General features: G+C 64.7%; 10 protein-coding genes. 3 read left to right on the top strand and 7 right to left on the bottom strand.

Features of this window, described 5'->3' with window-relative positions:
- Nucleotides 1-53 precede the first annotated feature (53 nt).
- A complete protein-coding gene (locus tag BUA38_RS25675) occupies nt 54-431 on the bottom strand; it encodes an Hpt domain-containing protein (protein WP_072826432.1) in 378 nt (125 codons plus the stop codon).
- Nucleotides 432-861: 430 nt separating this feature from the next.
- Between BUA38_RS25675 and BUA38_RS25670 the strand changes: the two genes are divergently transcribed.
- On the top strand, nt 862-5,823 hold the full coding sequence (locus tag BUA38_RS25670) for a methyl-accepting chemotaxis protein (RefSeq protein WP_072822330.1): 4,962 nt from the start codon (nt 862-864) through the stop codon (nt 5,821-5,823).
- Nucleotides 5,824-5,904: 81 nt separating this feature from the next.
- On the opposite strand, the gene BUA38_RS25665 is transcribed toward BUA38_RS25670, so the two are convergent.
- The 3 genes from BUA38_RS25665 to BUA38_RS25655 form a co-directional block, all read right to left on the bottom strand.
- Entirely contained in the window at nt 5,905-6,777 is an 873-nt protein-coding gene (locus BUA38_RS25665; protein ID WP_072822328.1) for an MlaD family protein, read from the bottom strand.
- Between the two features lie 67 nt (nt 6,778-6,844).
- Entirely contained in the window at nt 6,845-7,663 is an 819-nt protein-coding gene (locus BUA38_RS25660) for an ABC transporter ATP-binding protein (RefSeq protein WP_072822326.1), read from the bottom strand.
- 2 nt (nt 7,664-7,665) lie between these two features.
- Entirely contained in the window at nt 7,666-8,799 is a 1,134-nt protein-coding gene (locus BUA38_RS25655) for an MlaE family ABC transporter permease (protein ID WP_072822324.1), read from the bottom strand.
- 118 nt (nt 8,800-8,917) lie between these two features.
- Between BUA38_RS25655 and dgcA the strand changes: the two genes are divergently transcribed.
- Nucleotides 8,918-9,928 (top strand): N-acetyl-D-Glu racemase DgcA, encoded by a 1,011-nt coding sequence (dgcA, locus tag BUA38_RS25650; protein WP_072822305.1) that lies wholly within the window; start codon nt 8,918-8,920, stop codon nt 9,926-9,928.
- On the opposite strand, the gene BUA38_RS25645 is transcribed toward dgcA, so the two are convergent.
- Complete coding sequence (locus BUA38_RS25645) at nt 9,898-11,097, bottom strand: MFS transporter (protein WP_072822303.1); 1,200 nt, start codon at nt 11,095-11,097, stop codon at nt 9,898-9,900. The two genes, dgcA and BUA38_RS25645, sit on opposite strands and share 31 nt — an antisense overlap.
- Before the next feature lie 79 nt (nt 11,098-11,176).
- On the opposite strand from BUA38_RS25645, the gene BUA38_RS25640 reads away from it, so the two are divergent.
- Nucleotides 11,177-12,331 (top strand): hypothetical protein, encoded by a 1,155-nt coding sequence (locus BUA38_RS25640; protein ID WP_072822301.1) that lies wholly within the window; start codon nt 11,177-11,179, stop codon nt 12,329-12,331.
- A gap of 15 nt (nt 12,332-12,346) precedes the next feature.
- Here the strand turns inward: BUA38_RS25640 and BUA38_RS25635 are convergent, their stop codons facing one another.
- Together BUA38_RS25635 and BUA38_RS25630 are read right to left on the bottom strand one after the other, a co-directional pair.
- Nucleotides 12,347-12,631, bottom strand: a complete 285-nt coding sequence (locus BUA38_RS25635) for a hypothetical protein (protein ID WP_072822299.1) — start codon at nt 12,629-12,631, stop codon at nt 12,347-12,349.
- A gap of 104 nt (nt 12,632-12,735) precedes the next feature.
- Nucleotides 12,736-13,038 carry an EthD family reductase gene (locus BUA38_RS25630; RefSeq protein WP_072822297.1) on the bottom strand — a complete coding sequence of 101 codons (303 nt, stop codon included), beginning with the start codon at nt 13,036-13,038 and terminating at the stop codon, nt 12,736-12,738.
- Nucleotides 13,039-13,080: the final 42 nt, after the last annotated feature.

The following is a 13,080-nucleotide window of genomic DNA, read 5'->3' as shown; positions in this document are numbered from 1 at the left end:
GGTCGATCCCGTCAGCGCTAGTTGGCATTTGGCGGCCCTAAACCGCCGTTTCGTCAGGCCTGACGCAGAACCGCGGCGATCGCGCTTTTGGCGTCGGTGACGGCATCATCAAGCTCGCTCAAGGCGTCCGCCGGATTGCCGCCTGACCGGATCAGGTTCTCGACATGGGCGGCGGCATCGCCGAGCGCAAACGCGCCGACCGCGCGCGCCGAACCCTTCAGCGTGTGGGCCAGCGCCGACGCATCCGGTGGAAGCGCGGCAAGTGCGGTGACGAGACGCGAGGCCTGTGCCGAGAACATCGTCAGCACTTCGCGCTCGAGCGCCGCATCGCCAAGCGTCATCCGCCGCAAGTGGGCGATATCGATCGGGCCGTCATCGGGAGCGAGCGGGGGCGATGGCATCCATTCAATCCGGTCCAGATGAAGCGACATGGTACTTCCGAATCGTTGGTCAGCCCGCCGCTGATCGGCGAGGCCGCCGGCCAAGCGAACCATGGAATGGTTAACGGATGGTTCGCCTGCTGTGGACAACGGTTCCGGCGGTCCGGATTTGCGCCGTATCTTCGCCTTGTTTTCAGCGAAGTGTCGCCTCAATTAACCTTGGTGTACAGAATTTCCAAGCCCTGTAAGGCCTTACGGCGCGACGCTATTAACGATGATTAAGATTGTATTAATCGCACCATTTCATTCGTGACGCCTAACCAATAGGATGTTTGACGGACATGAGCGGGACATGCCGACCTCTCTTTGGCGGCTGGGCGCAGCATTGGATCACGATTTTCGGTCTTGGACTTGCGGGGGCAATCGCAGGACCTCTTGCCGGACATTGCGTAAGTACAAGTAACGAGGGCTGGGACTGGACATGGCAAACACCCCCAAAAAGGTCAAAGATCCGACAGAAGTCGCGCTCTCTGCCATTCAGGAAGCTCTCAACATCGCCGACAATTCGCCCGGCACCGACAGCCGCAACGATACCCGCAGTGCGGCTCGTAACGAGCCGGCGCCCGAGGTCACTGCCAGCGCGCCCTCGTTCGACGAACCCTTCAACGTCAACGAGCCGTCGTTCGACACGCGCTCCAACAACGACCGCCCCTCTTTCAACCCGATCGAAGAAACGCGCGTCGCGCGCCGCGCCGCCAATGACGACCGCGAAGCCATCGGCCAAGCCTTGCAGGCGCTTCAGCGAGGCCGCGCCGGCCGCAACGCCTACACGTTTGCGGCGATTGCGAGCCTCGTGTGGATCATCGCAGGCGCGCTGTTGGCCGCTGGATTCTGGTCCTCGATCACGGCAGCGGCCGGACAGGGCGCCGGCGGCGTGCTGGCGCTGGCGGCATTGATTGCGTTGTTGGCCGCGCCGGCCCTGATGTTCTTCTTCATGGCGAACCTGTCGTCGCGCGGCCGCGAATTGCAGGCGATCGCGCAATCGATGGCGCATGTGGCGATGCGTTTCTCCGATCCGGAAACCGCCGCCAGCGATTCCATGGTGACGGTCGGCCAGGCGATCCGCCGCGAAGTGGCAGCGATGGGCGACGGCATCGAACGCGCGATCGCGCGCGCCGGCGAGCTTGAAACGCTGGTCGCCAACGAGGTCGCGGCTCTCGAGCGCGCCTATAGCGACAACGAGGTGCGAATTCGCGCTTTGCTCCAGGATATCGCCCACCAGCGCGACAACCTGGTCGGCCAGGCCGAACAGGTGCGCAGCGCGATCTCCGGCGTGCAGATCGATTTGCGTCACGATATTGCGCTGATTTCGGATGCGATCGCCTCCCGCGTCGACGAGGTGGCCAAGAGCATCACCGGCGCGCTGGAAGAACGCGGTTCGCATATCACGAGCGCGCTCTCCAATGCCGGCGACAACATGATCCTGGCGCTCGGCGAACGCGGCGGCGACCTGCTCGACCGCCTCGAGGAAGCCAGCGCCGAAACCACGCGCGCGGTGCTCGATGCGTCGGAACGCCTGACCACGAGCCTCAACTTCAAGACCGGCCACGTTCACGACGAGTTCGTCGAACTTGCCGACCGCGTGCACGACATGCTCAACGAGCGTCTCGATCGCGTCACCGCCGATTTCGAACAGCGCTCGGCGACCATCGTCGACGGCATTTCGGACCGCACCGAGCAGGTGCACGACTCGCTGAAGAACTCCAGCGACTCGCTGCTGCTCGAACTCGAGCTGCGCTCGGGCGACCTCGTCAACAAGATCGACGAATCCGGCAACCGCCTCGCCTCCAAGATCCTGTCCTCCGGCGAGAAGGCAAGCGACTCGCTCGACGTTACCGTGAATTCGCTGGTGGCCAAGGTCGTCAGCCAGACCGAAAGCGCCCACGATGCGCTATCCCTGCAGATGAGCTCGTTCGACGAGCTGGTGAAGAACCAGGGCTCCGAGCTTGCGGAAAGGTTCGCGCGCGACTCCGGCACGTTAGGGGCGCTGATCACCCGCCACATTTCGGAATTCGACCGCACCGTCAAAACCTTCGGCGGCGAGATCGTCGACCGCATGGGCCAACGCACCAGCGACATCGCCGAGACGCTGAAGGGCTATGTCGACAACTTCGACAGCCGCCTCACCTCGAACGGCGGCGAGATCACCGCCTCGCTCGATCAGCGCCTGCTGCAGTTCGAGACCACGCTGCACGGCCGCGTCGAGCATCTCGACACGTCGATGGACGGCAAGATCAAGGCGTTCGACGAGGCGATCAATGGCCGCCTGAAATCGCTGGAACAGACCTTCGATACCCGCGCCCAGTCCGTCACCGAGACCATCGATGGACGGCTGAACACCCTCACCACGTCGCTGACGGATGGCGCGGCCCAGGCGGTTGCCGCGATCGACCAGCGCATCGCCAGCGCACACGAAACCATCGACGGCCGCAGCCACCAGCTCACCGAGACCATCACGGCGCGCTTCCAGGAAATTCATCGGGGCATCGAGAGCCGGATCGGCGCGGTCGCAACCGACATCGACACCCGCGTGTCGCAGTTCGAGGAGCTGCTGGATTCGCGCATCGAGGCGGTCGCCGGCCGTATCGAAAGCAGCGGACGGGAGGCCAGCGAAGGCCTCGTGGCCCGCGCCGAGCAACTGTCGGCCGGGATCAAGTCCCACGTCGAGGACGCCGAACGCTCGCTCGCCAACCTTGTCGTCAATACCAGCGAGACCATCCAGACCAGCGCCCGCTCGGCGCAGCAGTCGCTGCTCGGCGTCTCCTCGGAAGTCGGCGCTCAACTGAAGCTGACCTCCTCCGAGGTGGAGCGCGCACTGACCGCCGTCGGCGGCAGCGCCGCCAACTCGATCGTGACCAGCGCACGCGACGCCCAGACCACGCTGGTGACGGCCTCGTCCGACGCCGCCAACCAGGTCAAGGCGCTCGCCACCGATATCGAACGCTCGCTGTCGGCCGCCGGCAGCGCCACCGCCGCCTCGATCCTCGCCAGCGCGCGCGACGTCCAGACCACGCTCGTCAGCGCCTCGTCTGAGGCCGCCAACCAGGTCAAGTCGCTGGCCGCCGATGTCGAACGCTCGCTGTCGGCCTCCGGCAGCGCGACCGCAGCCGCGATCCTCGGCGGCGCGCGCGAAGCCCAGACCACCCTCGTCGGCGCGTCCTCCGAGGCTTCCGATCACGTCAAGACGCTTGCGGCCGACGTCGAACGCACCCTCACCGCGGTCGGCTCCGACACCGCGGCGTCGATCCTCAACAGCGCCCGCGAGGCCCAGGCCTCCCTCACCGCAACCTCGGCGGATGCGGCAAGCCAGATCCGCTCGATCTCCAACGATCTCGAACGCGCGCTCTCGACGGTAACCGCCAACACCACCGACCGGATCACCGCCACCGCGCAGACCGCGCAGCAGGCACTGGTTACGGCCTCCAACGAAGCCGCCTCGAAGGTCAAGTCGACCACGGCAGACGTGGAGCGTTCGGTGCTGGCCGCTTCAAGTTCGTTCGGCACCGCCATGACCGGCAAGACCGACGAGATCGTCTCCTACGTGCAGCAGCAGACCGATCGTCTGTCGCAGACCATCGACAGCAAACGCGGCGCGCTGGTCGAGGCCATTGGCGCCAGGACCACCCAGCTCACCGTCGAAGTCGACCGCGTCACGGCGGAAGCGCTGCGTGCGATCGAAACCCGCGGCCAGGGCTTCTCGCAGGCCATGCTCGGCAACAGCAGCGAGGTGGCGCGCAACATCACCTCGGCCGGTGAACTCGCCACCAGCACGATCAACAAGTCGCTGAAGGACCTCGAGCTGGCGTCGAAAACCGCGATCGATCAGTCGCGCCAGGTCTCGATTGCCGCCGTCACCGAGATGCAGGAGACCAGCAAGATCCTCCGCACCGACACGGTCGCGCTGTTCGAGCGGCTGCGCGAAGGCAACATCCTGCTCCAGGAGGTGCTGACCGGCGCCCACGACAACCTCAACTCGCTCGAGCGCGCACTCGTGACCCGCGTGGCCGACTTCGTCTCGGCCATGAACGACGTCACCACACGCAACGGTGCGGCAACCCAGACGCTCGAAGACCAGTTGAGCGTCTTCAACTCCAAGACCGCGAAGGCGCTGGATGACCTCCACTCCCTGTCCGGCCAGTTCGATATCCACGGCAAGGCCCTCGTCGAGGCGGCCGCTGTCGTCGAGCAGAGCAATCGCAGCACCACGACATCGCTCGCCGAACGCAAGTCGACGCTGGAATCGCTCGTCACCACGATCGATCTACGCACCACCGACCTCGACCAGCGGCTGTCGCGCTTCACGAGCCTGCTCGATGAATCGCTCGCCGCAGCCGAAGAACGCGCCCGCGATATCGCCCGCGTGGTGGCGGAAACCGCCGGTGCCGGATCGGCCGCGATCAGTCGGCAGTTCGAAGCCGTGCGCATGGCCGCCGAAGAAGAGCGCCGCCAGACTGCGGATACGATGGCCGAAATCTACCAGCAAAGCACCGAAGAAGCGGATGCGATGTTCAAGCAGTCCGCCGACAAGTTCGCCAACATGGTCGGCAGCATGAAGCAGATGGCTGGCGAAATGCAGCGCGAGCTCGAAGCGACCCGCAACGAACTGCGCCGTGGCGTGCTCGAAATGCCGCAGGAGGCCGCCGACTCCACCGCGCAGATGCGCAAGGTGATCGTCGACCAGATCGAGGCGCTGGCGGAACTCAACCGTATCGTCGCCCATCACGGCCGCGGCCTCGACGTGGTCTCGACCGGCCGCACCAACACCTCCGCCTATCGCGAGGAAGAACCCGCGCTTGCCGCCGTCGGTGGACGCACCGAGCGACCTGCGCCCGCCCAGCGTGGCAACAGCGCCTCGAACCTGCCGCCGCCCGACCTCGGCATGCCGGCCGCGCGCCGCACCGAAGCCCCGCCGGTGGCGCCCGCGGTTCCCTCCAGCCAGGGACAGGATGGCTGGCTGTCCGACCTCTTGAGCCGCACCGATGGCGCCGGCGCGCCGCAGCAGTCCCCGCAACGCGGCGGCCGCACCGCGAACCAAAGCGGCGGCGGCAATCCGCTGGAGTCGCTGTCGCTCGACATCGGCCGGCTGATGGATCGCAACCTGGCTGCCGAAATGTGGGACCGCTATCAGCGCGGCGAGAGCAAGGCGTTCTCCAAGCGGCTCTATACACCGGCTGGCCAGAAGGCCTTCGATGAAGTCGCCCGCAAGTATCGCAGCGACCGCAACTTCAAGCAGACGGTCGATCGCTATATCGCCGAGTTCGAGCGGTTGCTCGATGAGGTCGCGCGCGAAGATCGCGGACCGCAGGCGCTGCGCGGTCACCTCACCTCGGAGACCGGCCTCGTCTACACGCTGCTCGCGCACGCGGCGGGACGGCTGGGCTGAAGCTCGTCTGATTTGTGAATCGCAAAGGGAGGCAGCGATGCCTCCCTTTTTCATTGCGGTAAAAGGACTTCGCGGCCGCCCTTAACGCCGTGGCTGCGCCGGCGGCGGGGTCGGCGTCGAGGCCGAGGCGGCTGCCGGCGAAGTCGAACCACTGGCACCGAACAACAGCCGGGTCGGGTTGCGGTCGAGGTTATTCACCGCGCGGCTGATATCGCCGAGCGTCCGCCGGCCGTCAGACATCAACGCGCCGGAGCGCTTGTCGAAGTCTTCGGCGAGTTCGCGGATCGACTGCACGGTCAGGAACAACTCCCCGCCGTCCTTGCCGCCGGCGAGCCTGTTGAGGCCGAGCATCAGATTGTCGGCCTTGCCCATCACGCCATCGACCTTCGCCATCACGTCGTCGATCCTCGAGGCGTTGCGCGCCAGCGCGCCGGTGAAGGTCTCGAGGTTATGCAGCGAATTCTTCACGGCCTGCTGGTTGTCGGCGACCACGCGGTTGATGTTCTGCAAGGTGCCGCGGATCGCCTCCGTGACGTCCTGGAGCGCGCTTGGATCGGCGGTCAGCACCGGAATGCCGTCCTCGCCGAGCGGAACCGGCGGGGCGTTTTCGTCACCGCCCTTGAGCGAGATCGCGGCCACGCCGGTCAATCCCTGAAATTCGAGCCCGACGAACGTGTCTTTACGGACCGGCGCGTTGTTCTCGATCATCGCGCGTGCGACCACGCGACGCGGGTTGTCGAGCTTAACGGAGGTGACTTCGCCTATCCTGATACCGTTGAAATTGACGCTGGCTCCGTTGCGCAGACCCGCCGCCGGGCCTTCGAAAATGACGTTCATGGGGCTGCGCAGCTTGGTGGTGTGCAGGCTCTGGAACCACAGCACGAATCCGAACGCGGCGGCGATCACGGCGAGCGTGAACGATCCGATCAGAACGTAGTTCGCCCGCGTTTCCATTACCGAACTCCAAGACCGACCAAAACCAGCCCAATAACCAAAATAAGGGGCAAAATGAGCTCTTGAACTATCCCATGACCGCGCGGGCGCGTTTGCCGTGGAAGTAGGCCCTCAACCAGGGATGCTGCGAGGCCTGCATGTCGGCCATCGATCCTGCGGCAATGATCTTACCGTTCCCTAAAACGGCAATCCGGTCGCACGCCGTATAAAGGCTGTCGAGGTCGTGGGTTACCATGAAAACGGTCAGGCCCAAAGTCCGCTGGAGGGTCCGGACCAGCTCATCGAAGTCGCCGGCGCCGATCGGATCAAGGCCCGAGGTCGGTTCGTCCAGAAATACCAGTTCCGGGTCGAGCGCGAGCGCGCGCGCCAGCGCCACGCGCTTGATCATGCCGCCGGAGAGTTCCGAGGGGAAACGATCGGCCACTTCGGGACGCAAGCCCACCATGACGAGCTTGGCCATGGTGATCTCGTCGAGCAGGCGTTGGGTGACGTGGAGATATTCGCGCACCGGAAACTGGATGTTCTGCCGCACCGTCAGCGAAGAGAACAGCGCGCCCTGCTGAAACAGGATGCCCCAGCGCCGCTCCACCGCGCGCCGTTCCGCTGAACTCGCCGCGTCGAGGTCGACGCCGAACACCTCGATCCGCCCGGAGACTTTTGGAACGAGCCCGATGATGGTGCGCGTCAGCACGGATTTGCCGGCGCCGGAGGGACCGACAAACCCTAGGATCTCGCCGCGCTTGACGTCGAGGTCGAGACCGTCGAGCACTCTTGTCTTGCCGAACTGCACCGAGATGTCGCGCACCCGGATGATCGCATCCTGCGGCTGGATCTGCGGCTGGCTCGGACCTTGGCTCAGAACCTGGCTCTGCACCTGAACCGCCATCGTCACATCCCGATCGATGCAAAGAAGATCGCGAATACGCCGTCCATCACGATCACGAAGAAGATGCCCTTCACGACCGACGACGTCGTGTGCTGTCCGAGCGATTCCGCGCTGCCCTGAACCGCAAGCCCCTCGACGCAGGCAACGATTCCGATCACGGCCGCCATGACCGGCGCCTTGATCAGGCCGACGGTGAAGTGATCGATCGAGATCGCATCGCGCAACCTTAGCAAAAACGCCTCCGGATCAACCCCGCCATAAAGCCAGGCCACCAGCCCGCCGCCATAAAGGGCCGCGATCGCGCCGAGAAAGGCCAGGATCGGCAGCGCCAGCACCAGCGCCAGCATTCGCGGCAGGATCAGGACCTCGATCGGATCGAAGCCCATGGTGCGCAAGGCATCGATTTCCTCGCGCATCTTCATCGAGCCAAGCTCGGCGGTGTAAGCGCTTCCCGACCGGCCCGCGACCATGATCGCGACGAGAAGCACGCCGATCTCGCGCAGCACCAGTACACCCAACATATCGACCACGAAGATATCGGCGCCGAACCTGCGGAAGTGGAAGATGCCCTGCTGCGAGATGATGCAGCCGATCAGAAAGGTGATCAGGACGACGATCGGCACCGCGCGCCAGCACACCTGCTCCAGGTGGTGCACGGTGGACGTGAGGCGGAACGTCCTTGGATGGGTCAATACATGAAAGCTTGCGGCCAGGACTGCCCCGAGCATGTCGACGAGGCCAAGGATCGTGCCGCCAACCCCGGCCATGGTGCGGCCGACCTGGTCCAGGATGCCCGTGACCGTCACGGTCGTCGCTTCGGCAGGAGGAGCCGCCTTCACGCGGCGCACTTCCTCGACGAGCGTCGAATAATCCGCCGACAATCCCGCAATCTTGGCCTCGATGCCGCCCTGGGTGAGGCCGCGGCGCAGCCGTTCGATCAGCCAGGCGCCGAAGGTGTCGAGCTTGGAGATTTGCGAGACGTCGATGAAGACGTTTGCAGCCTTTCCCTTCAGCCGTTCGGCATCCGAGACCATCTGCTCGAGTTCGGAGGCAAAGCGCGCGGTCCACGGGCCAGCCGCACACAGCGCCAGGCCGTTGCCCCTTGCGATACGCTCCAATGTCGGGTCGCCCTTCACGATGCCAACTCCGCGCTGTTCCCAGATGCCGACTGAAACAAAAACCAGATACGTCTTGATAAATAATGTCTAGCATAGGGCCGCCGATCGCGGCGCCGAGAAAGTGCTAGATATTAAAATGACTTCCAGCAAAGTACCAACGTTGGACGCGAGAATCGAACGTTGGCCGATTGAAGGCAACTTTACGATCAGCCGCGGCGCCAAGACCGAGGCGGTCGTGGTGGTGGCGGAAGTAACCCACGGTAACACGACCGGCCGCGGCGAGTGCGTTCCCTATCCCCGTTATGGCGAGACGCCGGAAGCAACGCTTAAGGCGATCCTTGGCATGACGGATGCCATCGTCGACGGATTTGGAGGCGGCGGCCTGGATTGGCAGGCGCTGCAAGCGGCGATGCCGCCCTCGGCTGCCCGCAATGCACTCGACTGCGCCCTGCTCGACCTCGATGCAAAACAAGGAAACAAACGCATCTGGGATCGGCTCGGCCGCGCCGCGCCGCCCGCCTGTGTCACCGCCTACACGATTTCGCTCGGCACGCCCGAGACGATGGCGACGGCTGCTGCCAAGGCTTCGCACCGGCGGCTCCTCAAGATCAAGCTCGGCGGCGACGGCGACGGCTTGCGAATTGCCGCCGTGCGCCGGGCCGCGCCCCATTCGGAACTCATCGTCGATGCCAACGAGGCCTGGACCGAGGCCAATCTGGAGCAAAACCTCGCCGCCTGCGCCAAAGCCGGCGTCACGCTGGTCGAGCAACCGCTGCCGGCCGGCAAGGATTCAGCGCTCGCCCGCATCAAGCGGCCGATTGCGGTCTGCGCCGACGAAAGCGTGCATGATCGGGCTTCCCTGGGCGGCCTTCGCGAGCGCTACGATGCCGTCAATATCAAGCTCGACAAGACGGGTGGACTGACCGAAGCGCTGGCCATGGCGGACGCAGCAGCCGCGCAAGGCTTTGGCATTATGGTCGGCTGCATGGTCGCGACCTCGCTTGCGATGGCGCCGGCGATGCTGCTCACGCCAATGGCCCGCTTTGTCGACCTCGACGGCCCGCTGCTCTTGGCGCGCGATCGCGATGGAGGGCTGCGCTACGATGGCAGTCTCGTTTACCCGCCCGACGCCGCGCTCTGGGGGTGAACGTCAACGGCGCGCCGCGCGGCCCACATAATGGCAGCGCCCGAAAGCGCCATCACGGCCATCGCGTAATAGGCGCCCTGGCCGTAACGGGCGTAAATCATGCCCGAGATGATCGAGGCGCTTGAGGAAACGATGCCGCCGCAGGCCGCGAGATAACCCTGGGCCCGCGTAATCGCCGATAGCGGCACATGCCGCACCATCAGGTTCATGGTGCCCACCTGCGTCAGCCCGAAACTCAGGCCATGCGCGAGCTGAACCACGGCCAGCACCGCGACCGGCGGCTCCTGCGCCGTGATCAGCCAACGCGATACCGATCCCAACCCGCCGATGATCACCAGGGTCGACGGTTGAAGGGTAAACCGCGGCGATAACGCAAACACCGCGATCTCGGCAATGACGCCGAGCGCCCATAGCCCCGCAATCGTCAAGCCGCCGAGGCCTGCGAGTTGCCAGGTGATCGAGCCGAAGACGTAATAGGTCGAGTGACTGCCCTGGATCAGCGCCGAGGCCGCGATGATGGCGAGAAAGCCGCCGTCGCGAAGCAGCGCACTTGTTCCGTGCACCGCCGGGGACTTCGCCTTGCGGCTATCCAGCGGCTGCAAGCCAAGGCCGATCAGGGCGGCGAGCACCCCGGCGGCGACGATGATCCAGATCAGATGCTTCGGCGCAATGACATCGGCCAACAGGCCGCAGCCGAGCGCGCCGGCGATAAAGGCCGCCGACCCCCACAGCCGCAGCGGGCCGTAATCGAGGCCGTATCGCGCCACGCCCCGCAGCGCATAGGCGTCGGTCAAGGGGACGGTCGGCGTCCATGACGCCGCGGTCACGGCATAGACCAGGAATACCGCAAGCGGCAGATGCTGGGTGCCAATCACGGCGAAACCAAACGCCGTGACGATGGCCGTTGCGACCATGGCGCCGCGCACGGCGGCATGACGCTCGGCTAGGCCGGTGACGACCGGCAGCACGGTGAACCTTGTCACCGCCGGAACCGCGGCAATGACGCCGATCCAGGCCGCGTCGATCCCGACGGCCCTGAGCCACACCGGAAAGAACGGCAGATGGCAGCCGATCAGGGCGAAGATCGAACCATAGAACAGCGCCAGGCGGCGCGCGAATCGCCGCGAGACGATAGAAGATGCGATGGGGATTTGTGATTCGAAGGACATCAATTCAATTGCGATTCGGACGATATCGTGGTGATCGTTAGCTTAACCCGTGATGGTTTGCGCGGGGCATGAGTTAGCCATGGCCGACGAAGCATTTGCCCTGTCCCCGATTTCTGCGCGCGCGGCCCAGCCGAGCGAAGCGGATTATGACGCGATCCAGGAAGCGTTCATGGAGACCTCGCGGGGACGCTGGTTTCTCGGCGAGTATGCCAAACGCAACCGCAATTCCGATACCAGAATGGTGCTCGACGCGGTCGCGCGGATCGAGGAGACGCTGGCGGCCTCGAGGCAGCCCGTGCGCGATCCCCTGCTCGACCAGGCGCTGCAATCGCTCCGCTCGGCGCTGACGCAAGCGCGTGAGGTCGCCGATACAGCGGTCGCGGATCTGGCGCTGGAGCAGAATCTGGCGCCGGTGCGCAAGGGCGTCCGCATCATCCGTGAAATTTCGTGGCGCTGGCGCGAGATTGGGGGCGACGGCCGGATTTGCGACCTGATCGATTCCCAGATCGGCGCAATGGAGGCGGCGACCGAGAAAATGGCGCCGGCCGACCTCGCCCGCGCCTTAAGCGGCGCTTTCGACCAGATCGAACAGAAAATCGCAGCTTTCGACGCGAACGAGGCCGCCGCCTCGCCGCCGCCCGATGCGCCGGAAGCCACGGAAGCGCCGGCCGCGATGGCCCAAGCCGAGGTCCACGCGGAGCAACCGGCTGAAGCCGCTCCCGCCTCGACGATGACGGCGACCGAGCCAGCGCCGCATGCGATCGCGGAAGGCGAACCACACGATGCCTTCGACGCCACCGATGAAGCCATGCTCGACATGGTGGCGATGGAGATGGCCGCGCCCGATACGGATGCAGCCTACGAGCCCAAGCTCGACGACGGGCATATCGACGACGAACATGCCCACGCCGACCCGGCGGATGAGTTGAACGCGGCCGAGCCGGGTCTGGAAATTGCGCCCTACGAGATCGACGTCACCTTCCCCGAAGACAACGCCAGCGACCTGGCGCCTGCGACCACATCGGCGCTGCCGGTCGTGACCCCGCTTCAATCGACGCCAGCGCCGCCACCCCAGCCGATAACCGTGACTGTGCCGGAAGCAGAGCCCGAGCCGTCGCTCGGTTCGAGCCTGATCGCAAACGGCATCGTGTCACGGCCCCGCGCCTCGCGGCCCGATCCGCTGGCCCCGATCCGGCGCATGAGCCAGACCGAGAAGATCGCGTTCTTCTCGTAAATCTGTCGCGCTATCTCAGCTTGAACGGATTTTCATCCTCAGTTCCGGATTCCGCACGAGGATATCGGTGAGCCACGGTATAGTCCGTTCGGCGGAATCCAGCACGACGACTGCTGAACGATAAGCAACGCCCGAATAGTACTGCACCGGCGTCCATTGGCCGCCATCTTCAACGTCGCGACGAAACTCCTCGAATCCATAGCTGCCGTCTGGCCGCGAGAAAATATCCACGCATCGATCGTGTTCCGAATTTTCGACGCTGACAAAGACCAGCCACGATTTGTCGATTCGTTTCGACATCAAGCATTCCGCGCATCAAACCGAGCCCAAGGCTGCATTAGTTGGGCGGTGACGCCAAGCCTTCTCTGCCTGGCGCTCCATCATCGCGTCGAGGATAGCCCCGATTACTTCACCGGGAAATGCACCATGGTGACGCCGCCGGAAGCGTAATTGGGAATGTCGCCCGCAACTGCCTGACCTTCTTTTGAGCCGAGCGCGCTCATCAACGCCGCCTCGCTGTCGAAGTCGGCCTCGAAGATGCAGAAATACGGCGCCTCGCCGGGCCCCAGCCGTTTTGCGTCGAACGAATAGTGCGCGTTCTTGGCGCCGGGAATCGTGTTCGCCAGCGGCACATGCGTCTCGACGTAGTATTTTCTGAAATGGGCGGGGTCCTTGGGTTCGTTGTAAAGGACGAGCAGCCTGTGCATCACCAACTCCCGGTCTGTTTTTCAACTCGCGTCTTTTGATGA

The sequence above is a fragment of the Bradyrhizobium erythrophlei genome, assembly GCF_900142985.1.
In the GTDB taxonomy this organism is placed as follows: Bacteria; Pseudomonadota; Alphaproteobacteria; order Rhizobiales; family Xanthobacteraceae; genus Bradyrhizobium; species Bradyrhizobium erythrophlei_B.
The sequence above is the reverse complement of the archived record's forward strand: the minus strand, read 5'-3'. Positions and strand labels throughout refer to the sequence as shown.